The 25,151-nt window shown below is 46.1% G+C and carries 26 protein-coding genes; 20 read left to right on the top strand and 6 right to left on the bottom strand.

Translation table 11 applies throughout. From position 1 onward, the window contains the following. Window positions 1-5 precede the first annotated feature (5 nt). Window positions 6-2,834 (bottom strand): excinuclease ABC subunit UvrA, encoded by a 2,829-nt coding sequence (uvrA, locus tag ACMXYX_RS16260; protein ID WP_415906290.1) that lies wholly within the window; start codon window positions 2,832-2,834, stop codon window positions 6-8. A gap of 186 nt (window positions 2,835-3,020) precedes the next feature. On the opposite strand from uvrA, the gene ssb reads away from it, so the two are divergent. From ssb to rfbD, 3 genes are all read left to right on the top strand, one after another. Further along, entirely contained in the window at window positions 3,021-3,578 is a 558-nt protein-coding gene (gene ssb / locus ACMXYX_RS16255) for a single-stranded DNA-binding protein (protein WP_415882716.1), read from the top strand. A 207-nt stretch (window positions 3,579-3,785) separates the two neighbouring features. Next, a complete protein-coding gene (grxC, locus tag ACMXYX_RS16250) occupies window positions 3,786-4,025 on the top strand; it encodes a glutaredoxin 3 (protein ID WP_415897114.1) in 240 nt (79 codons plus the stop codon). A 199-nt stretch (window positions 4,026-4,224) separates the two neighbouring features. After that, window positions 4,225-5,136 (top strand): dTDP-4-dehydrorhamnose reductase, encoded by a 912-nt coding sequence (gene rfbD / locus ACMXYX_RS16245; protein ID WP_415897113.1) that lies wholly within the window; start codon window positions 4,225-4,227, stop codon window positions 5,134-5,136. Window positions 5,137-5,157: 21 nt separating this feature from the next. Here the strand turns inward: rfbD and ACMXYX_RS16240 are convergent, their stop codons facing one another. Next, a complete protein-coding gene (locus ACMXYX_RS16240) occupies window positions 5,158-5,535 on the bottom strand; it encodes a SirB2 family protein (RefSeq protein ID WP_415897112.1) in 378 nt (125 codons plus the stop codon). A 95-nt stretch (window positions 5,536-5,630) separates the two neighbouring features. Here ACMXYX_RS16240 and moaA point away from each other — a divergent pair, with 95 nt between their 5' ends. The 7 genes from moaA (at window position 5,631) to ACMXYX_RS16205 (ending at window position 11,114) form a co-directional block, all read left to right on the top strand. Next, window positions 5,631-6,635 (top strand): GTP 3',8-cyclase MoaA, encoded by a 1,005-nt coding sequence (gene moaA, locus ACMXYX_RS16235; RefSeq protein WP_415897111.1) that lies wholly within the window; start codon window positions 5,631-5,633, stop codon window positions 6,633-6,635. 52 nt (window positions 6,636-6,687) lie between these two features. After that, the gene (gene moaB, locus ACMXYX_RS16230; protein WP_415897110.1) at window positions 6,688-7,224 is read left to right on the top strand and encodes a molybdenum cofactor biosynthesis protein B; all 537 of its coding nucleotides are present in this window, start codon (window positions 6,688-6,690) and stop codon (window positions 7,222-7,224) included. Between the two features lie 9 nt (window positions 7,225-7,233). Continuing rightward, window positions 7,234-8,448: a gephyrin-like molybdotransferase Glp gene (gene glp / locus ACMXYX_RS16225; RefSeq protein ID WP_415897109.1), complete on the top strand. Its 1,215-nt coding sequence runs from the start codon at window positions 7,234-7,236 to the stop codon at window positions 8,446-8,448. A gap of 77 nt (window positions 8,449-8,525) precedes the next feature. Next, window positions 8,526-9,638, top strand: coding sequence for a 1-acyl-sn-glycerol-3-phosphate acyltransferase (locus tag ACMXYX_RS16220; protein WP_415897108.1), 1,113 nt, complete (start codon window positions 8,526-8,528; stop codon window positions 9,636-9,638). A gap of 2 nt (window positions 9,639-9,640) precedes the next feature. Continuing rightward, window positions 9,641-10,120 (top strand): cyclic pyranopterin monophosphate synthase MoaC, encoded by a 480-nt coding sequence (gene moaC / locus ACMXYX_RS16215; RefSeq protein WP_415882708.1) that lies wholly within the window; start codon window positions 9,641-9,643, stop codon window positions 10,118-10,120. Window positions 10,121-10,122: 2 nt separating this feature from the next. Beyond that, window positions 10,123-10,374: a molybdopterin converting factor subunit 1 gene (gene moaD / locus ACMXYX_RS16210; protein WP_415882707.1), complete on the top strand. Its 252-nt coding sequence runs from the start codon at window positions 10,123-10,125 to the stop codon at window positions 10,372-10,374. Window positions 10,375-10,376: 2 nt separating this feature from the next. Further along, window positions 10,377-11,114, top strand: a complete 738-nt coding sequence (locus ACMXYX_RS16205) for a lysophospholipid acyltransferase family protein (RefSeq protein WP_415882706.1) — start codon at window positions 10,377-10,379, stop codon at window positions 11,112-11,114. Between the two features lie 60 nt (window positions 11,115-11,174). Here ACMXYX_RS16205 and fabB read toward each other — a convergent pair whose 3' ends face one another. Further along, complete coding sequence (fabB, locus tag ACMXYX_RS16200) at window positions 11,175-12,392, bottom strand: beta-ketoacyl-ACP synthase I (protein ID WP_415897107.1); 1,218 nt, start codon at window positions 12,390-12,392, stop codon at window positions 11,175-11,177. A gap of 126 nt (window positions 12,393-12,518) precedes the next feature. Continuing rightward, window positions 12,519-13,034 carry a 3-hydroxyacyl-[acyl-carrier-protein] dehydratase FabA gene (gene fabA, locus ACMXYX_RS16195; protein WP_415882704.1) on the bottom strand — a complete coding sequence of 172 codons (516 nt, stop codon included), beginning with the start codon at window positions 13,032-13,034 and terminating at the stop codon, window positions 12,519-12,521. 129 nt (window positions 13,035-13,163) lie between these two features. Between fabA and ACMXYX_RS16190 the strand changes: the two genes are divergently transcribed. Then, window positions 13,164-13,775: a thiopurine S-methyltransferase gene (locus ACMXYX_RS16190; RefSeq protein ID WP_415897106.1), complete on the top strand. Its 612-nt coding sequence runs from the start codon at window positions 13,164-13,166 to the stop codon at window positions 13,773-13,775. A 54-nt stretch (window positions 13,776-13,829) separates the two neighbouring features. Here the strand turns inward: ACMXYX_RS16190 and ispB are convergent, their stop codons facing one another. Next, entirely contained in the window at window positions 13,830-14,798 is a 969-nt protein-coding gene (ispB, locus tag ACMXYX_RS16185; protein WP_415897105.1) for an octaprenyl diphosphate synthase, read from the bottom strand. A 244-nt stretch (window positions 14,799-15,042) separates the two neighbouring features. On the opposite strand from ispB, the gene rplU reads away from it, so the two are divergent. The 4 genes from rplU (at window position 15,043) to proB (ending at window position 18,162) form a co-directional block, all read left to right on the top strand. After that, entirely contained in the window at window positions 15,043-15,354 is a 312-nt protein-coding gene (rplU, locus tag ACMXYX_RS16180; RefSeq protein ID WP_286240327.1) for a 50S ribosomal protein L21, read from the top strand. Window positions 15,355-15,381: 27 nt separating this feature from the next. Then, complete coding sequence (gene rpmA, locus ACMXYX_RS16175; protein WP_415882701.1) at window positions 15,382-15,639, top strand: 50S ribosomal protein L27; 258 nt, start codon at window positions 15,382-15,384, stop codon at window positions 15,637-15,639. Between the two features lie 151 nt (window positions 15,640-15,790). After that, window positions 15,791-16,990 (top strand): Obg family GTPase CgtA, encoded by a 1,200-nt coding sequence (gene cgtA, locus ACMXYX_RS16170; RefSeq protein WP_415882700.1) that lies wholly within the window; start codon window positions 15,791-15,793, stop codon window positions 16,988-16,990. 47 nt (window positions 16,991-17,037) lie between these two features. Continuing rightward, window positions 17,038-18,162 (top strand): glutamate 5-kinase, encoded by a 1,125-nt coding sequence (proB, locus tag ACMXYX_RS16165; protein ID WP_415897104.1) that lies wholly within the window; start codon window positions 17,038-17,040, stop codon window positions 18,160-18,162. Between the two features lie 63 nt (window positions 18,163-18,225). Here proB and rpsT read toward each other — a convergent pair whose 3' ends face one another. Next, window positions 18,226-18,486 carry a 30S ribosomal protein S20 gene (gene rpsT / locus ACMXYX_RS16160; RefSeq protein ID WP_415882698.1) on the bottom strand — a complete coding sequence of 87 codons (261 nt, stop codon included), beginning with the start codon at window positions 18,484-18,486 and terminating at the stop codon, window positions 18,226-18,228. A gap of 247 nt (window positions 18,487-18,733) precedes the next feature. On the opposite strand from rpsT, the gene murJ reads away from it, so the two are divergent. The 5 genes from murJ to ACMXYX_RS16135 all read left to right on the top strand — a co-directional run bounded on the left by murJ (window position 18,734) and on the right by ACMXYX_RS16135 (window position 25,055). Then, window positions 18,734-20,230 (top strand): murein biosynthesis integral membrane protein MurJ, encoded by a 1,497-nt coding sequence (gene murJ / locus ACMXYX_RS16155; RefSeq protein WP_415898267.1) that lies wholly within the window; start codon window positions 18,734-18,736, stop codon window positions 20,228-20,230. Window positions 20,231-20,334: 104 nt separating this feature from the next. Next, on the top strand, window positions 20,335-21,267 hold the full coding sequence (gene ribF / locus ACMXYX_RS16150; protein ID WP_415897103.1) for a bifunctional riboflavin kinase/FAD synthetase: 933 nt from the start codon (window positions 20,335-20,337) through the stop codon (window positions 21,265-21,267). A 16-nt stretch (window positions 21,268-21,283) separates the two neighbouring features. Next, window positions 21,284-24,100, top strand: coding sequence for an isoleucine--tRNA ligase (gene ileS / locus ACMXYX_RS16145; RefSeq protein ID WP_415897102.1), 2,817 nt, complete (start codon window positions 21,284-21,286; stop codon window positions 24,098-24,100). Continuing rightward, on the top strand, window positions 24,100-24,630 hold the full coding sequence (gene lspA / locus ACMXYX_RS16140) for a signal peptidase II (RefSeq protein ID WP_415897101.1): 531 nt from the start codon (window positions 24,100-24,102) through the stop codon (window positions 24,628-24,630). Before ileS ends, lspA begins: the two co-directional genes overlap by 1 nt. Beyond that, a complete protein-coding gene (locus tag ACMXYX_RS16135) occupies window positions 24,627-25,055 on the top strand; it encodes an FKBP-type peptidyl-prolyl cis-trans isomerase (protein WP_415906289.1) in 429 nt (142 codons plus the stop codon). The genes lspA and ACMXYX_RS16135 overlap by 4 nt, the downstream gene beginning before the upstream one ends. The last annotated feature ends 96 nt before the right edge of the window (window positions 25,056-25,151 follow it).

Here is a 25,151-nt window from a genome sequence, read left to right as displayed (position 1 = left end):
CCTGATTATTTCAGGTTAAGCATTGGCTTTAAAAACCTACCTGTATGCGAAGCTGGGTTCTCAGCAACTTCTTCAGGTGTACCTTCGGCAATGATCATTCCGCCTTTAACGCCACCCTCAGGTCCTAAATCTACAATCCAATCGGCTGTTTTGATCACATCCAAATTGTGCTCAATCACTACAATTGTGTTGCCGTGATCGCGTAAACGATAGAGTACGTTCAGTAATTGCTGAATATCGTAAAAATGCAGGCCTGTAGTTGGTTCATCAAGGATATACAGAGTTTTACCTGTATCACGCTTAGATAGCTCTTTAGCTAGTTTTACGCGCTGAGCTTCACCGCCAGATAGTGTTGTAGCAGCTTGACCCAAACGGATATAGGACAAACCAACATCCATTAAGGTCTGTAGGCGACGAGCCAGTGCTGGAATAGCATCGAAGAATTCTCGTGCATCTTCTACTGTAAGATCTAAGACTTCATGGATATTCTTGCCTTTGTATTTGATCTCCAGCGTTTCACGGTTGTAGCGTTTGCCTTTACAAACATCGCAAGGGACATATACATCAGGGAGGAAATGCATCTCTACCTTTATTACGCCATCACCCTGACAAGCTTCACAGCGACCACCTTTAACGTTAAAGCTAAAGCGACCCGGCTTATAGCCACGCGAGCGTGCCTCTTGAGTTCCAGCAAATAGTTCGCGTACGGGTGTAAAAATACCTGTATAAGTTGCTGGGTTTGAGCGCGGGGTACGGCCGATGGGGCTTTGATCAATATCGATAACCTTGTCGAAATGCTTAATGCCTTCGATAGATTTGTGCGGTGCAGGATCCAAGGTAGTCGCATTATTAAGTTCAGTTGCTGCGATTGGATAAAGCGTACCGTTGATCAGAGTGGATTTGCCCGACCCAGATACACCGGTAACGCAGGTTAGTAAGCCTACAGGGATCTTAAGATCGACATTGTTTAGGTTGTTACCGCTAGCACCGTTAAGACATAGCTGTTTCTTGCTATCAGCAGGATGACGCTGTTGAGGCACAGCGATTTCTTTAGTGCCTGTTAAATACTGACCTGTTATAGAGGCGGGGTTTGCCATGACTTCATTTGGCGTACCTTCAGCAATGACTTGTCCACCATGCACACCAGCGCCAGGACCTATATCAATGACATAATCCGCAAGACGAATAGCGTCTTCATCGTGTTCAACAACGATGACTGTATTACCTAAATCCCGCAAGTGGACCAGAGTTTTTAACAGGCGCTCGTTGTCTCGTTGGTGCAAGCCGATTGAAGGCTCATCCAGAATGTACATAACACCAACAAGGCCAGCGCCAATCTGACTTGCCAGACGAATTCGCTGTGCTTCACCACCTGATAGAGTATCGGCATTACGATCTAGAGAGAGGTACTCGAGGCCTACGTTGACGAGGAATCTCAGGCGTTCACGAATCTCTTTCAGAATCTTTTCAGCAATCTCACCTTGTTTACCCGTTAGATGAAGATTCTCAAAGTACTCTAAACTCTCTCCAATCGGTTTCTTAACGATATCAGGCAGTGCCTGCTGATCTATATATACGTGTCTCGCGTCGCGGCGCAAACGACTGCCATTGCAAGACGAGCATGGCTGCATATTTAAATATTTGGCCAAGTCTTCACGAACAGTATCTGATTCGGTTTCTTTATAGCGGCGTTGTAAGTTATTTAGCACTCCTTCGAATGGGTGTGCTTTATTAATGATGTCGCCGCGATCATTCAGGTAACGGAAAGTGACGGTTTCTTTGCCACTACCATTCAAAATAAGATCTTGTTCTGATTTTTTCAGGGACTTGAATGGTGTGTCCATATCAAATCCGTATTGCTCTGCTACTGCTTTAAGCTGCTGAAAATAATACAAGCTGCGACGGTCCCAACCTCTAATCGCGCCTTCGGATAGGGTTAGGTTTGCATCGTGAACTACTTTAGATGGATCAAAGTATTGCTTTACCCCTAAGCCGTCACAACTTGGGCAAGCGCCATGAGGATTGTTAAAAGAGAACAGTCTCGGTTCAAGCTCCTGAATACTATGTCCACATTCTGGACAGGCAAAGCGAGCAGAGAAGATTAATTCGTCAGTGTCACCATCCATATAAGCGACTTTGGCAATTCCGTCGCTGAGGTTAAGCGCGGTTTCGAATGACTCGGCTAAACGGGTCTGTAGATCATCGCGAACTTTGAAACGGTCAATAACCACTTCAATATCGTGCTTCTTGTTCTTATCTAGCTCTGGCGCACTATCGAGGTCAACGACAATTCCATCAATTCTTGCACGGATGAAGCCTTCAGCACGCAAGTTATTAATAGTGTGTAAGTGCTCACCTTTCCTGCCTTGTACTACAGGTGCTAGCAGCATTAGTTTACTGCCTTGCTTAAGCTCAAGTACTTGGTCCACCATCTGGCTGATTGTTTGCGCTGCAAGTGGTAGATCGTGATCAGGACAGCGTGGCTCGCCTGCACGGGCAAACAATAAGCGCAAGTAATCGTAAATTTCGGTGATCGTACCAACTGTCGAGCGAGGGTTGTGAGATGTTGATTTTTGTTCAATTGAAATCGCAGGGGATAAGCCTTCGATATGATCAACATCGGGTTTTTCCATCATCGATAGGAACTGACGAGCATAGGTCGAGAGAGACTCAACATAGCGGCGTTGACCTTCTGCATAGAGCGTATCAAATGCCAGTGAAGACTTACCTGAGCCGGATAACCCTGTAATAACAATGAGTTTGTCTCGGGGGATCTCAAGATCGATATCTTTAAGGTTGTGGGTACGCGCACCCCGGACCTGAATCTTATCCATAATGGCTCTCAGATGTGGAAAACAAAACATCCCATTATAGAGATTTTTCGTGGCCGCTGTAGCTTTTCTAAACGATAAAATCTCTATGGGATAAGAGTGGGCGAGAGGGTGATCGCATGTTAAGCTTGCTTGTTATACGCGCAGGTTTATCAATCTGACGTGAGAGAAGATTTTTGGAGAAAGAAAATGGCACGTGGTGTTAATAAAGTAATTTTGGTGGGCAATCTGGGTGGAGACCCAGAAGTACGTTATATGCCAAATGGCAATGCTGTAACTAATGTAACCATCGCAACGTCTGAATCATGGAAAGATAAGCAGACGGGCCAGCAGCAAGAGCGTACTGAATGGCACCGTGTGGTATTTTTTAACCGTCTAGCGGAGATCGCTGGCGAGTATATGCGTAAAGGCGGCAAGGTTTACGTTGAAGGCGCGTTGCGTACCCGTAAATGGCAGGATCAAAGTGGCCAGGATCGTTACACGACTGAGATCGTAGCAAGCGAAATGCAGTTGCTTGATAGTCGTGGCGGTAACGAAGGTGGCTATGCTCCTCAGCAACAACAGGGTGGTTATGCACAACAGCCACAACAGCAGCAAGCACCGGCGCCACAAATGGCACCGCAGATGGCTCCACAAGCTGCGCCTCAGCAAGCTCCTCAGCAGCGTCCTGCTCCAGCACCGCAACAGGCGCCTGCGCCTCAAGCTGCACCAGGTTTTGATGATTTTGATGATGACATTCCGTTCTAATCTATGTGGAGCTGGATAGATCGAAAAAGACCTCGCATTGCGAGGTTTTTTCGTTTTAGGGCTCTCACGGGGCTTGGCTGAGAGCGCAGATCTATTTTGGATGTTTGGACGGTTACTGTGGATGATTGGAGGCCTATGGCTGAAGTTTTACGGGTAAATTTAGTGACAGCATAAATGCACACAGAATGATTTTTAGGAGTAAAAAAAATGCCGTCAGTCGAAATTTATACCATGAGTTATTGCCCATACTGCATTGCAGCTAAGCGCTTGTTGAAAAAGTTGGGATGGCAATTTAACGAGATCGAAATTACAGGCAAACCTAAGGTTAAAACCACCATGGTTCAACGCACTCAGCGCAGAACTGTACCGCAGATCTTTGTGAATAATCAGCATATCGGTGGCTTTGATGATTTTTCGGCTTATGTTCAAGAACAGAAGTTACTGTGAGAGGTAGATTGCGGGCAGTTGTTACCCAGTTATCAGGGTGTTAGATCAAGCTTCGATTAAAAATAGCTACCCTGCTAAGGGTTTACTGGGCCTTGCCGGGAGATTGAGGTATATTTTTTAAGAAGTGAGGTAACTTTCTGCTGTTATGGAGGGTGAATAGTTTTATGAGTCAAAATGAGATGCCGGAGAGTTTGGTTTAATGGCACTGGATCTACTGTTAAAGCCTATCAAAATATTAATTACCGGAGCTCATGGACAGGTGGGGAGCGCGTTGACGCGTGCTGTAGAAGCGGATAGCTTTTTTGAAGTTATTGCTTTGGGAAAATCTCAATTAGATGTTACTGATCCAGAGCAGATCTCTGAGCAACTGGCTCATCATCTACCAGACTATGTTGTGAATTGCGCTGCGTTTGATGATGTCGATGAAGCAGAGTCACAATCAGAACTTTGTTATGCGGTTAACTCTGATGCAGTAGAGGCCTTAGCGTTTGCTTGTGGTGATCTGTCTATCCCAATGTTTCACTTATCCACCGACTACGTGTTTGATGGTCACTATGCCAGCGGCTACACCGAAGAGGATGAGGTCGCACCTTTAGGAATCTATGGTGATAGTAAGTGGCAAGGTGAAGATAGACTCCGTCAAGCTTTGCCGAAGCATATTATCTTGCGAGTTAGTTGGTTGTTTAGCGACCAAGGGAATAACTTTGTTTTGCGAACGCTTGAGGCGGCTAAGAAACAATCAGAGCTACAAGCTGTAACAGATCGTAAGGGCTGTCCTACCTCTGCATCTGATGTGGCTCGAGTTATTCTCGCTGTATTAAAGCAAATTCATAATGGTGCAGATGCTTGGGGTACTTACCATTACTGCGGCGCTGAGGTGATCAATCGCTATGATTTCTGTAAAGAAATCCTGATTGCTGCAGGTCAGTACGAAAACCTCGATGTGGAAAAGTTGGTCCCAGTATCGAGTAAAGATTACGTCACTGAGGCATTGCGTCCAAATACGTCTGTTTTAATGTGTAAAAAATTATTGAGTGTATTTGGGATAAGACAGAGACCTTGGCGACAGGAGTTGCAATGGTTGATGCGAGATATCTATCCATCATCCTAGCCGCCAAGAGCGCTACTTTTCTTAACCCCAAGGCAATGGGGATTTAGAAACTGCAACGGCTGCAATGTAAATGAAAGCAAACAGCGCGCCTGCTAGTGCTGTTGCTTTAATTGCCTTCGTTTTGCCGCGTTTGATAGCGATTGTTCCTAAACCAATATACACCACCAAAGCGATCACTTTAGCTGTTACCCAGTGATGAATAAATGGATATTGTTCAATCATTACTGCGAGCGTTAATGCGCTGATCAGCAGTGCGGTATCAATAATATGTGGTACGATCTTTAACCAGCGTTTTTCTAGTTTTTCTGGGCAAAATAGCGCTAAGCCACCGCGTAAAAGAAAGAGTACGAAGCTTAGGGCTATGCAGGTTAAATGGATGTGCTTAATGGCAAAGTACATTAGGTTTCCTATGAGAATTGGTCTAAATGCTGTTGAAAAGATTTTGTGCTATTTTAGAGCGTTCAAATTATAAGTGATAGCTGCATTGAAAATTCATGGCCAATAATAAAAAAGATTCTCAAGCGCTGGTAGATCGGTTTGGCAGAACGGTAGATTATATCCGTCTGTCAGTGACTGATCGATGTGATTTTCGCTGTGTTTATTGCATGGGGGAAGACATGACTTTCCTACCTCATGCTCAAGTACTTACCCTTGAAGAAATTAATCAGATCGCCCAAGCGTTTGTGAGCCTGGGCGTGAAGAAGATCCGTTTGACAGGTGGTGAGCCGCTGGTGCGTCGTGATGTGATGAAGCTGATGCGCAGTGTAGGTCAATTAGATGCTGAGCTAGCGATTACCACTAACGGCTCTCAACTTGTGCAGATGGCTCAAGATTTAAAGGATGCTGGGGTTAACCGGTTAAACATCAGTATTGATAGTTTGCGAGAGGATCGTTTTAAAGCGATGACGCGGACTGGTAAATTGGCCCAAGTACTTGCAGGCATAGATGCAGCTGTTGCAGCAGGATTTGATCGAATCAAGCTAAATGCGGTTGTAATGAAAGGCCGCAATGATGATGAAGTGCTCGATCTAGTTAACTTTGCGCGAGAAAAAGGTGTTGATGTTAGCTTTATCGAAGAGATGCCTTTAGGGCAGATTTCTGAGCATGATCGTGCTGAAGTCTATTGTTCCAGTGATGAAGTCCGCGAAATTATTGAGCAGCAGTATCGGCTGCAACCAACCACGGAACGCACTGCTGGTCCATCCCGTTATTATCGTATGGCAGATACTGAAAGCCGCGTTGGTTTTATCTCGCCACACAGTCATAACTTCTGCTCTGAATGTAACCGTGTCAGGGTAACCGTTGAAGGGCGCTTGTTGCTTTGTCTGGGTAACGAACACTCTGTTGATCTTCTACAAACATTGCGTGCTCACCCTAATGATCAGGAAAAACTGAAGCAGGTTATTATCGATGCTATGGATTTGAAGCCTGAGAAGCACGAATTTGATCTAGATGATGAGCCACAAATCATTCGTTTTATGAATATGACAGGGGGCTAAACGAGTTCATCGTTGTCCTTGCTCCCGTACTTTCTTATTAAGGAAAATACTCATGTCCCATACTCCTGCCAGAGCGGAATTTATTCCGCTAAATATTGCCGTATTAACTGTATCTGATACCCGTACTCTTGATTCGGATACCTCTGGGCAAGCTTTGGTTGATCGTTTAGAGGCAGCAGGCCACGTACTTGGTGCACGTGAAATAGTTAAAGATGATGTCTACCAGATGCGAGCGGTTGTATCGCGTTGGATTGCTGATTCAAATATCCATGTGATTATCTCCACGGGTGGTACAGGTTTTTCTGGTCGCGACTCTACGCCAGAAGCGATGGCTCCTTTGTTTGATAAATCTATTGAAGGGTTTGGTGAATTTTTCCGTCAAGTTTCTGCCGGTCAGATCGGTACTTCAACCATTCAGTCCAGAGCGTTAGGTGGCCTTGCAAATGGTACCGTGATTTTCTGTCTGCCAGGCTCTACGGGTGCTTGCCGTACTGGTTGGGACGATGTGATTGCGCAGCAGTTAGATCATCGTCATAAGCCTTGTAATTTTGCTTCGTTGATCATGAAGCATCAAGAAGATAACGCTTAAGGTAATAAAATGGGAAGCTGTGATTCTCAACCTGGTTTGATCCCTTTTGATGAAGCGCTACAGCGACTTTTAGCTGGAGCGCATGTTTCTGTAGTGACTGAAATTGTGCCTGTTGCAGAGGCCTTAGGGCGCGTATTAGCTGAAGCTCCAGTTGCTTCTGTTTCAGTCCCTCCAGCTGATAATAGCGGTATGGATGGTTACGCAATTAATACGGCTGATTTGGGTGCTAAGGCAAGCCTAAAAATGAGTCAGAGAATCCCTGCTGGTACGCCTCCACAGCCTTTAGTTGCAGGTACTTGTGCGCGTATTTTTACTGGAGCAGAGATTCCTCAAGGTGCCAATGCAGTTGTTATGCAGGAAGATGTTCACCTTGAGGGGGATAAGGTTGTTTTTCCTGCAGAAGTGCCGGTTGGTGATAATGTTCGCAGTGCTGGCCAAGATATTTTGGCTGGTAGTCAGGTACTCGCAATAGGTACACGTTTGCAAGCCGCTGATCTAGGGATATTAGCGTCGGTAGGCTTGTCTTCTGTCTCTGTATATAAGCGTCTCAAGGTTGCGATCTTATCCACAGGTGATGAGCTAGTGGAGCCAGGCCTTCCTCTTGGTGCAGGACAGATCTATAACTCTAATCGCTATATTCTGACTGGTCTATTACAGGGTCTAGGTATGGAGGTTGTTGATCTAGGTTGTGTAGCAGATACGCGTGAGGCAACGTTAGCAGCATTGGAAAAAGCGGCTGCATCGGCAGATGCCATCATCAGTACCGGTGGTGTGTCTGTGGGTGAAGAGGATCATGTCAAATCTTGCGTAGAGCATCTTGGTCAGTTGGATATGTGGAAGATCAAGATCAAACCAGGAAAACCTGTTGCCTATGGGCAGGTCAAAGGTACGCCATTTGTTGGTTTGCCGGGTAATCCAACGTCTACACTCATAACTTTTTGTCTGTTGGCGAGGGCCTTCTTGCTTAAGTTGCAGGGGGCTTCATTCGAACCGCCACTACAGCTTTCAGTACCGGCTGGTTTCCAGAGAAAACGAGCTATTCAGCGCCAAGAATATCTGCGAGTTCGGTTTGAGGATGGGCGTTTACAGCCGTTCGCAAATCAGAGTTCTGGTGTATTGATGTCTGCTAGTTGGGCGAATGGTATTGCTGTTATTCCTCCTCAGACGGTTGTAGATGAGGGCGATTTGGTCGGATTCATCCCGTTTTCTGAACTTCTCGGTTAATTACATTTAATTTCCCTGAAGTTTGCGTGAGAAAACGGTAAAATAACGGCCTTTTTAGTAGAGCTTTCGAGGAAAGAATGACAGATCAGCAGGATCCGTATAAAGAGATCAGACCGTTCAACGATAGTGAAGTGGCGGATGCACTCCTTAATATTCTTCACAATGATGAATTCCTGACCGCTGTTACGCGTTACCAGTTTCCTAAATTATCCTCGAGTATCGGATGGTTGTTAAAACCATTTGTTCGTATTGCCTTGGCTGCCAAGATTGGTGAGATCGACAGTGTCTATGAGTTTCAGATGCTGGTGGCTAACTATATGAAGAAGATGATTGGCCGTTCGACCACTAAGCTGACTTGTAGTGGTATAGATGAGCTTGATCCTGAAGAATCCTACCTGTTTATCTCAAACCACCGAGATATCGCAATGGACCCAGCATTCGTCAATTGGGTTCGCCATCAGTACGGCATGGATACAGTTCGGATTGCGATCGGTGATAACCTGCTTCGTAAGCCTTATGTTTCTGACATTATGCGTTTGAATAAGAGCTTTATTGTGAATCGTTCTGCAACAGGGCGTGAAATGATGAAAGCGCTAACGCAGCTTTCTTCTTATATCGATCACAGTATCTTAGGTGGTCATTCTATCTGGTTAGCGCAGCGAGAAGGTCGTGCAAAAGATGGTAATGATGCGACAGATCCAGCCATTTTGAAGATGCTTTATATGGCACATCGTAAATCGCGCAGTTTTGCTGAACAGGCTAAGCGTCTGAATATTGTGCCGGTTTCAATCTCTTATGAATACGATCCATGTGATGCCTTAAAAGCGAATGAGCTGCATGCTAAGGCAACTGATGGTGTTTATGAAAAGTCTCAGTACGAAGATATCGCAAGTATTGTGAAAGGTATTACCGGTGATAAAGGGCATGTGCATGTCGCTTTTGGTGATCCTATCGATGCTGACTTCGATACGCCTGAAGAGCTAGCGGCTGAGATCGATCGTCAAATTCATGAAAATTACTATTTGCACCCATCTAATCTGATTGCAGCAGGTCGTAGTGATGATGCTACTGCTGATCAGAAGGCTGGTTTAGAAGCGCGTATTAACAGTGTTGAAGGCGGTGCGCAGGATATTCTTCGTCAGATGTACGCTAACCCTGTTCTAAATCAGGCAACGCAAACACAGGAGTAGTTATGAGTCGTTTAACCCATCTGGATGACCAAGGGAACGCTAACATGGTGGATGTTTCCGAAAAGCAGGTGACTTTTCGTGAAGCCACTGCCTATGCGGAAGTTGAAATGCTGCCTGACACCATGAAGTTAATTACGGAAGGTGGTAACAAAAAGGGTGATGTTTTAGCGGTTGCACGAATCGCAGGTATTCAAGCTGCAAAACGCACCAGTGATCTTATTCCTCTTTGTCACCCATTGATGTTGAGTAAAGTTGCGGTAGATCTTCATCCTAATACCGAGCGTAACGTTGTTGAGATTACGGCAACCTGCAAGTTGGCAGGTCAGACGGGGGTGGAGATGGAAGCGCTAACGGCGGCATCTGTTGCGGGTTTGACGATTTACGATATGTGCAAGGCTGTGGATAAAGGCATGGTTATGAGCGCAGTTAAAGTATTGGAAAAGAAAGGTGGCAAAAGCGGTCACTGGAAGGTGGAGAAGTAATCATGGTTAAAGTGGTGTATTTCGCCAGCTTGCGCGAGCGTTTAGGTGTAGCTGAAGAATCTATCGAAGTGAGTCAGCCTGCTGATGTATCTGCAGTGCTAAATCAGCTAGTTGAGCTTCACGGAGAACAGTGGCAAAAGATTCTGGTTGATACGCCTATATTGATGGCTGTTAACCAAGAGATGTGTGACGAGAAGGCCGCTGTAGCTGCGGGTGATGAGGTTGCATTCTTCCCGCCGGTAACTGGGGGTTAAGCATGTCTAAAAAAGCGAATCCACTGCACTATCTACGTGCAGTGTTTTATTACTTAGGCTTTTACCCTCTAACCATTGTGCATGCCACACTGAGTTTAATCATCTCGCCGCTATTGAATTTCCAGCAGCGCTTTAAATTTGTCACTCTGATTAACTACTTTTATATCTTTTGGTTAAAACTGTGTTGTGGTGTGGGAGTAAAGATTACTGGGCGTGAAAATCTGCCTACTGATGGCGCTTATGTTGTTGTAGCTAACCACCAGAGTGAGTGGGAAACGCTGTTTTTACAAACCTTGGTCCGCCCGCAGTGTACAGTGCTTAAAAAGGAGCTTCTTAAGATTCCTTTCTTTGGATGGGCGCTAGGTCTGTTGAATCCTATAGCGATTGATCGTAGCCAAAGGCGTGGCGCACTTAAGCAGCTTTTAACAGAGGGCAAATCTCGTTTAGAAGATGATATCCCTGTGATTATCTTCCCTCAGGGTACGCGAGTGCCTGTGGGTAAAATGGGTAAGTTTAACAAAGGCGGAGCGATGCTGGCGTTAAGTGCGGGTGTGCCGGTGATCCCAATGATTCATGATGCTGGGCTCTATTGGCCAGGCAAAAGCTTTGCGAAGATCCCAGGTACTGTACAAGTCCATGTGGGCGAGCCAATTCCTGTAGAAGGCCGTACAGTGGATGAAATCCATGAAGATATGGTGGCTTGGTTAGAAGAACATATGAAAGCGCTAGAGATAGCCTAAGCCAAATTTCAGATATAAAAAAACCGCCGAATGGCGGTTTTTTTATATCTAGAAGACTGATTAGTCTTTTAGTTTTTCGAATACCAATGTGCAGTTAGTGCCGCCGAAGCCGAAGCTGTTGGACATAACGCGTTGTAGATCTACGTTTTCCTGCTTCTCGCTAGCGATTGGTAGGCCTTCTGCTTCTGGGTCTAGCTCATCGATGTTTGCAGATGCTGCGATGAAGTTGTTTTCCTGCATAAGCAGAGAGTAAACCGCTTCTTGTACGCCTGCTGCACCTAGAGAGTGACCAGATAGAGACTTAGTAGAAGTAACCGTTGGCATATCATCGCCAAAGGCTTCTTTCATCGCTTTCAGCTCTTGCATGTCACCCGCAGGTGTAGAGGTGCCGTGTGCGTTGATGTAATCGATCTTGCCGTCTACAGTTGCCATCGCTTGCTTCATGCAGCGAGCAGCGCCTTCGCCAGAAGGAGCAACCATGTCGTAGCCATCAGAAGTTGCACCGTAACCTACTAGTTCAGCGTAGATCTTAGCGCCACGAGCTTTAGCGTGTTCGTATTCTTCGATAACTAGGATGCCAGCACCGCCAGAGATAACGAAGCCATCACGGTTTGCATCGTATGCACGAGAAGCTTGTTCTGGAATTTCGTTGTACTTGCTAGATAGCGCGCCCATAGCATCAAACATTGCAGTCTGTACCCAGTGAAGTTCTTCACCGCCACCTGCGAATACTACGTCTTGCTTACCAAGCTGGATCTGTTCCATTGCGTTACCAATGCAGTGAGCACTGGTCGCACAAGCAGAAGTAATAGAGTAGTTAACACCTTTGATTTTGAAAGGTGTTGCTAGACAAGCTGAAACAGTAGAACCCATTGTGCGAGTAACACGGTAAGGGCCTACGCGCTTAACGCCTTTCTCACGAGTGATATCGGCTGTTTCAACAATGTTGTCAGCAGAAGCACCACCAGAACCTACGATAAGGCCAGTGCGCTCGTTGGAAACCTGATCTTCAGCTAGGTTTGAATCAGCAATTGCTTCTTTCATTGCAATGTAAGTGTATGCTGCTGCATCACCCATGAAACGTAGCAATTTACGGTCGATTTGCTCAGAGAAATCGATATCGATGCTGCCGGCTACCTGGCTACGGAAACCGCGCTCTTTATAGTCTTCTTGGAATTTAATACCAGAACGACCCTGCTGCAGTGATTCCAGAACGGTTTCTTTATCTGTACCCAGACAAGAAACGATACCCATACCGGTAACAACAACGCGACGCATGTGCTTCTCTCTCTTTTTCTAATTTAAGGTGCTTATTTTCCGTGAATCAGTAGTGTTTTGCCACTAAATTCGTAAAAAAGTAGGCGGAAAATAGAAGAAAGGCCCTGAATTCAGGGCCTTAATAGATCAGAAATCTTCTGTAGATGTGAATAGGCCTACACGAAGATCTTTCGCGGTGTAGATTTCACGACCATCAACGGACATGCTGCCGTCCGCGATGCCCATAACCAGCTTACGCTCGATAACGCGCTTAAGTTGGATACGGTAAGTAACTTTCTTCGCAGTAGGTAGTACCTGTCCGAAGAATTTAACTTCGCCAGATCCTAATGCGCGACCGCGGCCTGGGTTGCCTTTCCAGCCAAGGAAAAAGCCAACAATCTGCCACATAGCGTCTAGACCTAGACAGCCTGGCATTACTGGGTCTTCCTCAAAATGGCAGCCGAAGAACCAAAGATCTGGGTTGATATCCAACTCAGCGATAATCTCGCCTTTGCCGAATTCGCCACCGTCTTCGGTGATTTCCAGGATGCGATCCATCATTAGCATGTTGCCAATTGGTAGGCGCGCATTGCCTGGTCCAAACATTTCGCCGTGGCCGCAAGACAGCAGCTCATCGCGATTAAAAGAGGAAGGTCTTGTCATTAGCTTCTGTTTATCCAGGTTTTTATAAGTCAAAATATCTCGCAATTATACAGATTTGAATGCAACTAGGCACGATCTGTGTCAGGTTTATTGAATAAAAAGTTTACGACTTAGGGTGTAAAAGGCGAAATGGAACATGATTTTTGGCATCAAAAGTGGTCCGAAGGGCGAATAGGTTTCCATCAAATGGAGATTAACGCTTACTTGGTCTCTTATTGGGAAAAGATGGATTTGACCGCTGGTGACAAGGTTTTTGTCCCTTTGTGCGGTAAAAGCAAGGATATGCTCTGGCTTCGAGATCGTGGTCATGATGTATTGGGTGTAGAGCTCAACCCAAATGCTTGCTTAGACTTTTTTGCTGAGAATGGTTTGGTTGCGGAGACGAGTGAGGCTGCAAAATTTATCTCACATAGATGCGAAAATCTAAATCTTCTTTGTGGTGATTTTTTTGCGCTGACCAAAGAAACCTTAGCGGATGTAAAAGGCGTATATGATCGTGCGGCTTTGGTGGCTTTGCCCAAGGATATGCGGGCTGATTACGCAAATAAGCTCATTGAGCTGTTACCAAAGGGTGTAAAAGTTTTGCTGGTGACCTTGGAGTTTGATAGTCCGCAAGGACCGCCGTTCAATGTGTCTGGCGAAGAGGTAAATGGCTTGTTTGGTCAGCGTTTCAAAGTGGAGCGGTTAGGTGAGGCTGTAGACGGTGACCGGAAGGAAGTGATCTGGTTGTTGAGTGACTGAGGGGCGTTAACTGTGCACTTAATTGATGGTAATTAAGTGCACAGATATGGATGCTTAGCTTTTGCGTTTCACTGCCAAGTTGGCAATTTTAATTAACGTTTCTTTGAATGATGTGTCTTGTAGCGCATCAAGTGCTGCAATCGCTTTATTGGCTTCCCCTTGAGCTTTCTCTTGGGTGTATTCGATAGCGCCAGTCTCTTTTACGATATCCATAATTGGTTGAAGATCGTCTAAACCGCCTTTGCGAATTGCTTGTCGAACCAGTTTGCGTTGCTCTTCGTTACCTGCACGCATTGCATGAATAAGTGGCAGGGTTGCTTTACCTTCAGCTAGATCGTCGCCTACGTTCTTGCCCATCTCTTCTGCTGTGGATAAGTAATCCATAACATCGTCGATAAGTTGGAAGGCAGTGCCTAAATGTAAGCCATACAAGCGTAAGCCTTCTTGCTCTTCTTTGCTGGCTTCGGCAAGGATCGCGCCTGCTTCAGTAGCGGCTTCAAACAGCATGGCTGTTTTACCAAGGATAACCTGCATGTAAGCTTCCTCGGTGGTATCTGGATTTTTTGTGTTTAGTAGCTGCAGAACTTCGCCTTCAGCGATAACGTTCGTAGCATTGGAAATCACTTCCATAATCGGCATTGAGCCAATTTCTACTAATACCTGAAATGCACGGGAGTAAAGGAAATCGCCTACTAGTACACTTGGTGCATTACCCCATTTTGCATTAGCGGTATCTTTGCCGCGGCGTAGATCAGAATTATCAACTACATCATCGTGCAGCAGCGTGGCTGTATGGATAAATTCGATAATCGCCGCTAGCGGGATGTGCTTATCGCCTTGATAATTTGCAGCATTAGCAGCAAGCAATACGAGTAACGGACGAAGACGTTTACCACCGCTTTCAACGATGTAATGACCAATTTTTTCTACCAGCGGTACGTTAGAGCCAAGGTGATTAATGATGTAATCGTTTACGGCTTCAAATTGGGGTTCTATTACAGGGTTGAACTGGTGAGGCTGCATAATAAGTAATGGCTGCTACTAACTTAAAGGAATCAAGAATAGCGCATGCTAGGTGTATGCATAGTTTCTGTCAAGAAATGCTGGTTTTACGCTATGTAAATAAAGAAGCTTAGTTGTGTATAAAGGCGGTTTGCTATATAATCGCGCGCCCTGACCCATCCAATAATGGCTCCCTACCATATGGTGTAACCATTAGAAGTAGGCCTTTTTCTAGTAGCTGGGTGGGCAAATAACGGAGATTAAAATGTACGCAGTAATCGTAAGCGGTGGTAAACAGTACCGTGTCCAGGAAGGTGAAACCCTTAAACTGGAAAAACTGCAGGCGGAAGCGGGCGCAAACGTTGAGTTTGACCGTGTTCTGCTAGTTGGCAACGGCGACGACATCAAAATCGGCGCTCCAGTTGTTGACGGTGCTAAAGTGACTGCTGAAGTTGTTCAGCACGGCCGCGCTAAGAAAGTTGAGATCATCAAGTTCAAGCGTCGTAAGCACCACATGAAGCGTCAGGGCCACCGTCAGTGGTTTACTGAAGTTAAAATTACTGGCATTTCTGCCTAATATTAACCTAGTTTAGGAGTTAGATAGATGGCTCATAAGAAGGCTGGTGGTTCTACTAAGAACGGTCGCGACTCGGAGTCGAAACGACTTGGTGTCAAGCGTTACGGTGGTCAAGTAGTTGCTGCAGGTAACATCCTAGTTCGTCAACGTGGTACTAAATTCCACGCTGGTACAAACGTAGGCTGTGGTAAAGACCATACTCTATTTGCGAAAGCAGATGGCGTTGTTAAATTCGAAGTTAAAGGCCCGCAGAAGCGTCAATACATCTCTGTAGTTGATGCGTAAGCAACGGTTTTAAGCTTCTAAAAAGCTCCGCCAAGGCGGAGCTTTTTTGTTTATAGTTATTTAAAATATTTTTCAGGGGATCTACCGCTGAGTCTTGTGGTTTTTCAGGGCTTAATTGTAGGTTTCCTACGTTTAACTTTTGGGGGATAACATGAAGTTTGTCGATGAAGCAGTCATCACGGTTGAGGCCGGTAAGGGTGGCAATGGGTGTATGAGCTTTCGGCGTGAAAAGTATATCCCCAAAGGTGGTCCTGATGGTGGCGACGGCGGTGATGGTGGTTCGGTGTTTTTTGAAGCGGATGAAAACCTGAATACGTTAATTGATTACCGTTTTACACGTCACTATAAGTCTGAAAATGGCAAGGGTGGTACGAGCCGAAATTGTACAGGGCCTAAGGGTGAAGATCTGGTGCTTAAAGTACCAGTCGGCACCACTATTATCGATACGGATACTGATGAAATCCTTGCTGATATGACCGAAATAGGTCAGGTCGAGAAAATTGCTCAAGGTGGTTTTCATGGTTTGGGTAACACGCGTTTCAAGAGTAGTGTTAACCGTGCGCCGCGTCAGACAACCAAGGGTTCAATAGGTGAGACTCGAAACCTTAAGTTGGAGCTTAAGGTTCTGGCGGACGTTGGTTTGTTAGGTTTGCCTAATGCGGGTAAATCAACTTTGATCCGTGCTGTATCTGCGGCCAAGCCTAAAGTGGCTAATTATCCGTTTACCACTTTGGTACCTAATTTAGGTGTGGTTCGAATTGAGCAGAATCGTAGCTTTGTGATTGCTGATATTCCGGGGATTATCGAAGGTGCTGCTGAGGGGGCAGGTTTAGGTATTCGTTTCCTTAAGCACTTGGCGCGTAACCGTATCTTGTTACATCTAGTTGATATGGCGCCTTGGGATGATGTTACGCCTGAGCAGGCAGCTGCGGTAGCGGTGGGTGAACTGAAGAAGTTTAGTCCTACTTTGGCGGATCAGCCGCGTTGGTTGGTGTTGAATAAGCTTGATATGGTGCCTGAGGAAGAGCGTGAGGCGCGTTGTCAGGCGGTTATTGATGAGCTGCAATGGGAAGGTCCGGTTTATCGTATCTCTGCGCTTAGTCAGCAGGGCACGGATGATATGATGCGCGATATTCAGGCGTTTTTGGATCATCGTCTAGAAGCGATAGAAGAAGATCCTTCTATCCTTGAGCAAGAGCAGCAGATTCGTGAGCAGGTTGATGCGGAGGCGCGTGAGCGTGTTGAGCAGATGCGTGCGGATATGCGAGCGCGTCGTGAGGGCGAAGATCTGGATGATGACGACTTTGACGATGATGATTATGACGTTGAAGTTGAATATGTTCGTGAATAGCAATTGAAGTGATTGTTGCTACTGCAGACGGTGTTAGGAGTTTTTAAGTGGCTGTAGGTAGGGAAAAACTCAAGCGCGCAAAGCGTTGGGTGGTAAAGATTGGTAGTGCGCTCCTCACCAATGATGGTCAGGGGTTGGATCTTGAAGCAATCAGTCGCTGGGTGGATCAAATAGCTGCTCTGAAGGCGTCTGGTCTTGAGGTTGTGTTGGTTTCCTCGGGTTCGGTTGCTGAAGGTATGACTCGCCTAGGTTGGGATTCGCGACCGCATGAGGTCTCTAAGCTTCAGGCGGCTGCGGCTGTTGGGCAGATGGGCCTTGTGCAGGCTTATGAAACAAACTTTCAGCGCCATAATACCCATACAGCGCAGATCCTTCTGACACATGAAGATCACTCCAATCGTAAGCGTTATCTCAATGCTCAGGCGACTTTAAAAGAGTTGCTTGAGTTAGGCGTTGTCCCAGTTGTTAACGAGAACGATACGGTTGTCACTAAAGAAATTCGTTTTGGCGATAACGACACGCTTGGAGCGCTGGTGGCTAACTTGGTTCAAGCTGATGCTTTAATCTTGCTAACTGACCAAAAAGGCCTGTTCACGGCGGATCCGCGTCATGATCCAGAAGCAACTTTGATTTCCGAAGCGAGAGCGGGTGATGAAGCGCTCGAGGCGATGGCGGGTGATGGTGGCAAGCTGGGTCGTGGTGGTATGGCGACCAAAGTGCGTGCAGCTAAATTGGCGGCGCGTTCTGGGGCTGTGACCATGATTGCGAGTGGTCGTGAAGATAATGTCCTTCTGCGTTTAAGAGAGGCGGAAGATATAGGTACATTGTTGGTACCTGAGAAGGGGCCTATGGTGGCGCGCAAACAGTGGATTGCAGGTCATTTGCAGGCGCGTGGAAATCTTATGCTTGATGCGGGTGCGGTTAAGGCGCTGCGTGAGCGTGGTAAGAGTTTATTGCCAGCGGGTGTTCGTAGTGTGAGTGGTGACTTTTCTCGAGGTGAGATGGTGATCATTAGCGATGAATTTGGTCGTATCGTTGCGCGTGGTTTGGTGAACTACGGTATTGGAGATGCGCAAAAAATCATCGGTAAGCCGAGTGGTGAAATTGAATCCATTCTTGGTTTTATGGGGGAAGAAGAGTTAGTGCATAGGGATAATTTGGTCCTCTCTTAATTGAGGGGCTAAATTTAGACACAAAAAAACCGGCATAAGCCGGTTTTTTACGCTTAGCTCTAATTAAAGAGCAGCAATCTGTTTGTTCAGACGGCTCTTAGTGCGTGCGATTTTGTTCTTGTGGAAGATGCCTTTAGACACTGAACCATCTAGAACTGGCTGTGCAGCTTGGAATGCTTCCTGTGCAGCAGCTTTTTCGCCTGCTTCTACAGCAGCAACAACTTTCTTGATGTAGGTACGTACCATGGAACGCAGGCTAGCGTTATGCTGGCGACGCTTCTCTGCCTGGCGAGCACGTTTACGAGATCCTGCGGAATTTGCCACAGTCCGGCTCCTTAAAATTAGTTAGTAAGATATCGGCTTATTGGTATACGCCGAAAATTAGAGGCGAGATTATTCATATTTGAGAGCTGTCTGTCAATAAAACTGCAGAAATTTTCTTGTTGAAGCAGTAATATTCCCATTCTCTTGAGTGTCATTCATGAAATTATAGGCGGAAGCGGTGTCGAAGCAGGAAACGGAAGTAAAAAAATCAGCGGGATTACTGCGATCAAGTGCCGTGGTTGGTGTGATGACCATGCTTTCTCGTGTGCTCGGTTTGGCGCGAGACGTTGTGGTTGCCAATTATTTTGGTGCTAGTGGTAGTGCTGATGCTTTCTTCGTCGCGTTTAAAATACCTAACTTTCTTCGTCGGCTATTTGCTGAAGGGGCGTTTGCTCAAGCTTTTGTGCCGGTGTTATCAGAATATCGTACGCAAAGGGATCTAAAAGCCGTTCAGCAGCTAGTGAATTATGTTGCGGGCACGTTGGGAAGTATTTTAATCGCAATTACTGTATTGGCTGTGGTAGCGGCGCCCATGTTAACCGCTATGTTTGCTCCAGGTTTTTATATGGGGGATGAGGGTAAATTTGAACTCGCAGCCGAGATGCTGAGGATTACATTTCCTTATCTGCTGTTGATATCGTTGACTGCGTTTGCCGGTTCTATTCTGAATAGTTATGAGCGTTTTGCTGTGCCTGCGTTCACGCCTGTACTGCTTAATATCAGTTTGATCTGTTCTGCGATCTTCCTGAGTCCGCTGTTCGATCCACCTATCTTAGCTTTGGCTTGGGGTGTCATGATTGCTGGCGTGGTGCAGTTGGTTTTCCAATTGCCGTTTTTAGCGCGTATTCATCTTTTACCTAAACCCGTCTGGGGATGGAATGATCCAGGTGTTCGCCGCATCATGACGCTGATGGTTCCGGCATTGTTTGGGGTGTCTGTTACTCAAATCAACCTGCTTTTGGATACGGTGTTGGCATCGTTTCTACAAACCGGCAGTGTCTCTTGGTTGTATTACTCAGATCGCCTGGCAGAGCTGCCTTTGGGTGTGTTTGGAATCGCCATTGCGACGGTCATTCTACCTAGCTTGTCGCGTAAGCATACAACTCAATCTGGAGAGGCGTTTTCGTCTACTTTGAATTGGGCCATGCAGATGGTGATGTTTATCGGCATTCCAGCTGCGGTTGCGTTATTTGTGTTGGCAGAACCGTTGTTGATCACCTTGTTCCATTATGGCGCTTTAACCGATCGTGATGTCTTTATGGCTGCGGCTAGTTTGCGTGCTTATGCCTGTGGCTTGCTTGCCTTTATGTTGATTAAGGTTTTAGCTACGGGGTATTTCTCTCGTCAAGACACCAAGACACCCGTGAAAATTGGTATTCAAGCTGCCGTAGCGAATATGGTATTTAACTTGATCCTTATTGGCCCATTTGCGCATGTTGGTTTGGCAGCTGCGACAGCTATGTCGGCGTTTATGAATGCTGGGTTGTTGTTGTATGGGCTGATTAAATCTGGCGTATTTAGCTGGTCTTCGGGTTGGGCTGTGCAATTGCTGCGTATGTTGGTGGCGAATGTGGCGATGGCTATTGTCATCATTCAGTTGATGGGTTCAGTTGAAGAATGGCTGCAGATGGATCTGTGGGCACGAATCTCTCAAATGGCGACTTTGGTGGTTGCTGGCGGCGCTGTTTATGCTGTTGTGTTGGCTTTTGCGGGCTTGAGAGTGCGTCATTTGAAGCATAATTAAGTTTATTTTGCATTCTGTTGCTTACAGTGGGTCTCAGTAGTACAGGTTGGATATTATCTGAGCTATAATGCCGCGTTTATTTTTGGCAGTAGCAAGAGTACCTGATGGAACTAATTCGCGGATTACATAACCTGCGCGAAAAACACCGAGGTTGTGTCGCAACTATCGGCAATTTTGATGGCGTGCATCTAGGTCATCGACAGGTGCTTGCTCAGGTAAAGGCAAAAGCGAAGGAACTAAACCTGCCTTCAGTTGTTATTACCTTTGAACCTCAGCCTCAAGAGTTTTTTGCAGGCGATAAAGCACCGCCGCGCTTAACCCGTTTTGGTGAAAAGTACAGATTGTTGCAGGCAGAAGGCATTGATCGCCATCTTTGCTTGAATTTTAACGACCGTTTGCGTGCGATGACGGCGGAGCAGTTTGTACAAGAGCTGTTACTGCACGGTTTAGCAGTGAAGTACTTTGTCGTTGGCGATGATTTTCGTTTTGGTTGTGATCGCTCAGGTGATTACAACATGTTGTGTGATGCAGGCGAACGTCACGATTTTACTGTGGTAAATACACAAACGTTTTTGAATGCTGATGAGCGCGTCAGCAGTACGCGTATTCGTAGTGTATTACAGCAGAACGATCTAGAAACAGCAGCTGCTTTGCTAGGGCGTCCTTATGCCGTTTCAGGGCGTGTGATGCACGGCCAAAAACTAGGTCGTCAGCTTGGGGTGCCAACGGCAAATGTACGTATGCACCGTTATGCTTGTCCTTTACGTGGGGTCTATGCCGTAGAAGTTAAAGGCCCAGAGTTTAGCGCTCAGGGTGTGTGTAATGTAGGTATACGCCCAACCGTTTGTGGTCAACAGCCTGTGCTTGAAGCGCACCTGTTTGATTTTGATAAAGATATTTATGGGCAGTTGCTAACTGTCGAGTTTAAGCGGTTTATTCGTGACGAGCGTAAATTCTCAGGAATCGACGCGCTTAAACAACAAATTTTTGCAGATATTGAAGATGTGCGGACTTACTTTAACCGCACCCGTAGTTAATTCGGAACTTATAACCATGACCGATTACAAAGCAACATTGAACCTTCCGGAAACAGCCTTCCCAATGCGTGGCAATTTGGCTCAGCGCGAGCCGAAAATGCTACAGGGTTGGCAGAAGATGGATCTGTACCAGAAAATTCGTGAAGTCAGTGCTGGCCGCGATAAGTTCACTTTGCACGATGGCCCTCCATACGCAAACGGTGATATTCACATTGGTCACTCGGTTAATAAGATTCTGAAAGACATTATTATCAAATCCAAAACAATGAGCGGATTTGACGCACCTTATGTGCCGGGTTGGGACTGTCATGGTCTACCAATCGAACATAAGGTTGAGACTAAGCACGGCAAAGCGGGTGTAAAACTGTCTCACAAAGACTTCCGTAAGAAGTGCCGTGATTACGCAGCACGACAGGTTGAAGGTCAGAAGAAAGACTTTATCCGCTTAGGTGTTCTGGGTGATTGGGATAATCCATACCTAACAATGAATTTTGATACTGAAGCCAACATCATTCGTGCTTTAGGCAAAATTGTTGAAAATGGCCACCTAGTAAAAGGCTTCAAGCCAGTTTATTGGAGTGTTGTGGGTGGTTCTGCCCTAGCGGAAGCTGAAGTGGAATATCAGGATAAGACCTCTACAGCGATCGATGTACGTTTCACTCCGGTTGATCAGGACGGTTTCCTTGCGAAATTTGAGGGTCTTGAAGGTGAAGGTGAAGCGTCAGTTGTTATCTGGACAACCACGCCTTGGACACTGCCATCTAACCAAGCAGTCTCTCTAGGTAGTAAACTAGACTATGTTCTTGTTCAACTAGATCTAGGTTTAGGAGCGGAGCGTATTCTTCTAGCGGAAGGCCTAGTTGAAGATGCTATGAAGCGTTACGGTGTTGAAGAGTACAGCATCGTTGGGCGTTGTCAGGGCCAAGCACTAGAGAAATTTGAACTACAGCACCCATTCTATGAGCGTACAGTTCCCGTAATTTTAGGCGATCACGTAACCCTTGATGCGGGTACAGGTGCCGTACACACAGCACCAGACCATGGTGTGGAAGACTTTGAAGTTGGTCGTAAATACGGTATTGGCACAATGAATCTAGTAAATGCTTCGGGTGTTCTAGGTGACGGTGCGGGCGTATTTGCTGGCGAACACGTTTATAAAGTTGACGATAAAGTTGTTGCTCTATTAACCGAGAACAACAAACTTGTCTTGGAACACAAGTTCCAGCACAGCTACCCTCACTGCTGGCGCACTAAAACGCCATTGATCTACCGTGCAACACCTCAGTGGTTCGTAAGCATGGAAGAGAAGGGCCTGAAGAAAGATGCCCTAGAAGCGATCAAAGGTGTTGAGTGGTTCCCTGGTTGGGGGCAAAACCGAATCGAAGCGATGGTTGAGCAGAGTCCTGATTGGTGTGTATCCCGTCAACGTACTTGGGGTGTGCCAATTGCACTGTTTATCCACAAAGAAACTCAGCAGCTACACCCGAATACGCCAGAGCTAATCGAACAGGTTGCTGAGCGTGTTGAAAAAGTGGGTATGGATGCATGGTTCGATCTGGATGCTGCAGAAGTATTGGGCGACCAAGCTGATCAGTACGAAAAAGTAACTGATACGTTGGATGTTTGGTTTGATTCGGGTGTGACGCATTATTCTGTCGTTGATCAGCGTGACAACTTGGAATACCCAGCTGATATGTATCTTGAAGGTTCGGATCAGCACCGTGGTTGGTTCCAGTCTTCTTTGAAAACTGCGATAGCTATCAAAGGCAAAGCGCCATACAAGCAGGTGCTAACGCACGGCTTTACCGTTGATGGTCAAGGCCGCAAGATGTCTAAGTCGGTTGGTAATGTTGTATCGCCACAGGAAGTAATGAACAAGTACGGCGCGGATATCTTGCGCCTATGGGTTGCTTCAACGGATTACAGCGGTGAGATGACCTGTTCTGACGATATCTTGAAGCGCGCCGCGGATGCTTACCGTCGTATTCGAAACACGGCCCGTTTCTTCTTGGCTAACCTAAGCGGCTTCGATCCTGCTCAGCACATGGTTAAACCAGAAGAGATGGTAGCGCTGGATGCTTGGGCAGTAGATCGTGCAGCTCGTTTGCAAGAAGAGCTAATCGAGCACTTCAACCAATATGAATTCCTGCAGGTATTTCAGAAAGTATCTCACTTCTGTTCACAGGATATGGGTGGCTTCTACCTAGATATCATTAAAGACCGTCAATACACTGCAGCGACTGATTCACATGCGCGTCGTTCTGCTCAGACTGCGCTTTATCATATTGTTGAAGCGTTGGTTCGTTGGATTGCGCCAATCTGTAGCTTCACTGCAGATGAGATCTGGGCAACTCTAGCGGGTGAGCGTACTGAGTCTGTGCATTTGGATACTTGGTATCAGGGCCTAACTAAACTACCTGCTGATAGCGCATTTGATTCTGCCTACTGGGAACAGGTAATGGCAGTGAAAACTGCGGTTAATAAACAGTTAGAAACTGAACGTAGCGATGGCAACATCGGCGGTAGCTTAGAAGCAGAAGTGACTTTGTACTGCGATGACGCTTTACAGGCTTTACTTGGCAAGTTAGAAGACGAGCTGCGTTTTGTTTTGATTACATCAAAAGCGGCGGTAGCGCCATTAGCTGATGCACAAGGTGCTGCTGATACCGAGCTTGAAGGGCTTAAAGTTAGCGTGGCTAAAAGCGCTGCTGAGAAGTGTCCACGTTGCTGGCATTTCCGTGAAGATGTAGGTCATGATTCTGATGATCCTGAGCTATGTGGTCGTTGTGTTGATAACGTTAAAGGTGCCGGTGAAAGCCGTAGCTTTGCTTAATGACACAGAACATTGAACAACAAACTCAACCAGTGCGAAGCTGCCTTATATGGGGCTTGCTCTCGCTGCTGGTGGTTGTGCTGGATTTAGGTAGTAAATACTTAGCGGTAACTAATTTAAAGTATGCCGACCCTAATCCTGTACTGCCAATGTTCGATCTAACGCTGTTGTTTAATACAGGCGCTGCGTTTAGTTTCCTGTCAGAAGCAGGTGGCTGGCAGCGTTGGTTCTTTGTAGCAATCGCTGTGGTCGTGAGTGTTGTGCTGGTGATCTGGCTAAAGCGTACTCCTCGTATCTATTGGTGGTTAGGCTTAGCGCTATCTCTTGTATTAGGTGGTGCTTTAGGCAATCTCTATGATCGGGCAGTACAAGGGTATGTGATTGATTTCATCTCCCTGCATTATCAGAATTATTACTTCCCCGCTTTTAATATTGCGGATGCCGCTATCACGATTGGAGCGATTATTCTGATTCTGGATATGTTATTTCTGGAAGGGAAGCGCAAATCATCTGAAGAGAGTTCACAATGAATAAATTGATCGGTCCGGGTAAAACCGTTACGCTGCACTTCGCAATCAAACTGGAAGACGGTCAAATAATTGATTCTAATTTTGAAGCCGAACCCGCGACATTTACTGTGGGTGATGGTAATTTGTTGGAAGGTTTTGAAAAAGCACTGTTCGGCTTGGAAGAAGGGACAAAACAAACCCTAAAAATCCTACCAGAAAATGGCTTTGGAATGAGTAATCCAAGTAATGTGCAAAATATCCCTCGCAGTCAGTTTGAGGGCATGGAATTAGAACAAGGTTTGGTTATCTCATTCGCGGATGCTGGTAATGGTGAGCTTCCAGGTGTAATAGCCGAATTTGATGATAAGATGGTTTCGGTTGATTTTAATCATCCGCTGGCAGGGAAGAAGCTAGATTTTCAGGTAGAAATTCTTCAAGTTAGCTAAGATGATATTAAGAGCCCGAATTTTTTAATTCGGGTTTTTTGTATTTGCCCTATCTTAGGCTATTCTTACTTGAGACCCCTCGTAAAAATCTACCTA

This window comes from Neptuniibacter sp. QD72_48, assembly GCF_047778065.1.
Lineage (GTDB): Bacteria > Pseudomonadota > Gammaproteobacteria > Pseudomonadales > Balneatricaceae > Neptuniibacter.
The sequence above is the reverse complement of the archived record's forward strand: the minus strand, read 5'-3'. Positions and strand labels throughout refer to the sequence as shown.

Excerpts from the sequence above, each read along its gene's own strand:
- uvrA (WP_415906290.1), bottom strand. The coding sequence starts at position 2,834 with ATGGATAAGATTCAGGTCCGGGGTGCGCGTACCCACAACCTTAAAGAT.
- ssb (WP_415882716.1), top strand. The coding sequence starts at position 3,021 with ATGGCACGTGGTGTTAATAAAGTAATTTTGGTGGGCAATCTGGGTGGA.
- grxC (WP_415897114.1), top strand. The coding sequence starts at position 3,786 with ATGCCGTCAGTCGAAATTTATACCATGAGTTATTGCCCATACTGCATT.
- rfbD (WP_415897113.1), top strand. The coding sequence starts at position 4,225 with ATGGCACTGGATCTACTGTTAAAGCCTATCAAAATATTAATTACCGGA.
- ACMXYX_RS16240 (WP_415897112.1), bottom strand. The coding sequence starts at position 5,535 with ATGTACTTTGCCATTAAGCACATCCATTTAACCTGCATAGCCCTAAGC.
- moaA (WP_415897111.1), top strand. The coding sequence starts at position 5,631 with ATGGCCAATAATAAAAAAGATTCTCAAGCGCTGGTAGATCGGTTTGGC.
- moaB (WP_415897110.1), top strand. The coding sequence starts at position 6,688 with ATGTCCCATACTCCTGCCAGAGCGGAATTTATTCCGCTAAATATTGCC.
- glp (WP_415897109.1), top strand. The coding sequence starts at position 7,234 with ATGGGAAGCTGTGATTCTCAACCTGGTTTGATCCCTTTTGATGAAGCG.
- ACMXYX_RS16220 (WP_415897108.1), top strand. The coding sequence starts at position 8,526 with ATGACAGATCAGCAGGATCCGTATAAAGAGATCAGACCGTTCAACGAT.
- moaC (WP_415882708.1), top strand. The coding sequence starts at position 9,641 with ATGAGTCGTTTAACCCATCTGGATGACCAAGGGAACGCTAACATGGTG.
- moaD (WP_415882707.1), top strand. The coding sequence starts at position 10,123 with ATGGTTAAAGTGGTGTATTTCGCCAGCTTGCGCGAGCGTTTAGGTGTA.
- ACMXYX_RS16205 (WP_415882706.1), top strand. The coding sequence starts at position 10,377 with ATGTCTAAAAAAGCGAATCCACTGCACTATCTACGTGCAGTGTTTTAT.
- fabB (WP_415897107.1), bottom strand. The coding sequence starts at position 12,392 with ATGCGTCGCGTTGTTGTTACCGGTATGGGTATCGTTTCTTGTCTGGGT.
- fabA (WP_415882704.1), bottom strand. The coding sequence starts at position 13,034 with ATGACAAGACCTTCCTCTTTTAATCGCGATGAGCTGCTGTCTTGCGGC.
- ACMXYX_RS16190 (WP_415897106.1), top strand. The coding sequence starts at position 13,164 with ATGGAACATGATTTTTGGCATCAAAAGTGGTCCGAAGGGCGAATAGGT.
- ispB (WP_415897105.1), bottom strand. The coding sequence starts at position 14,798 with ATGCAGCCTCACCAGTTCAACCCTGTAATAGAACCCCAATTTGAAGCC.
- rplU (WP_286240327.1), top strand. The coding sequence starts at position 15,043 with ATGTACGCAGTAATCGTAAGCGGTGGTAAACAGTACCGTGTCCAGGAA.
- rpmA (WP_415882701.1), top strand. The coding sequence starts at position 15,382 with ATGGCTCATAAGAAGGCTGGTGGTTCTACTAAGAACGGTCGCGACTCG.
- cgtA (WP_415882700.1), top strand. The coding sequence starts at position 15,791 with ATGAAGTTTGTCGATGAAGCAGTCATCACGGTTGAGGCCGGTAAGGGT.
- murJ (WP_415898267.1), top strand. The coding sequence starts at position 18,734 with ATGACCATGCTTTCTCGTGTGCTCGGTTTGGCGCGAGACGTTGTGGTT.
- ribF (WP_415897103.1), top strand. The coding sequence starts at position 20,335 with ATGGAACTAATTCGCGGATTACATAACCTGCGCGAAAAACACCGAGGT.
- ileS (WP_415897102.1), top strand. The coding sequence starts at position 21,284 with ATGACCGATTACAAAGCAACATTGAACCTTCCGGAAACAGCCTTCCCA.
- lspA (WP_415897101.1), top strand. The coding sequence starts at position 24,100 with ATGACACAGAACATTGAACAACAAACTCAACCAGTGCGAAGCTGCCTT.
- ACMXYX_RS16135 (WP_415906289.1), top strand. The coding sequence starts at position 24,627 with ATGAATAAATTGATCGGTCCGGGTAAAACCGTTACGCTGCACTTCGCA.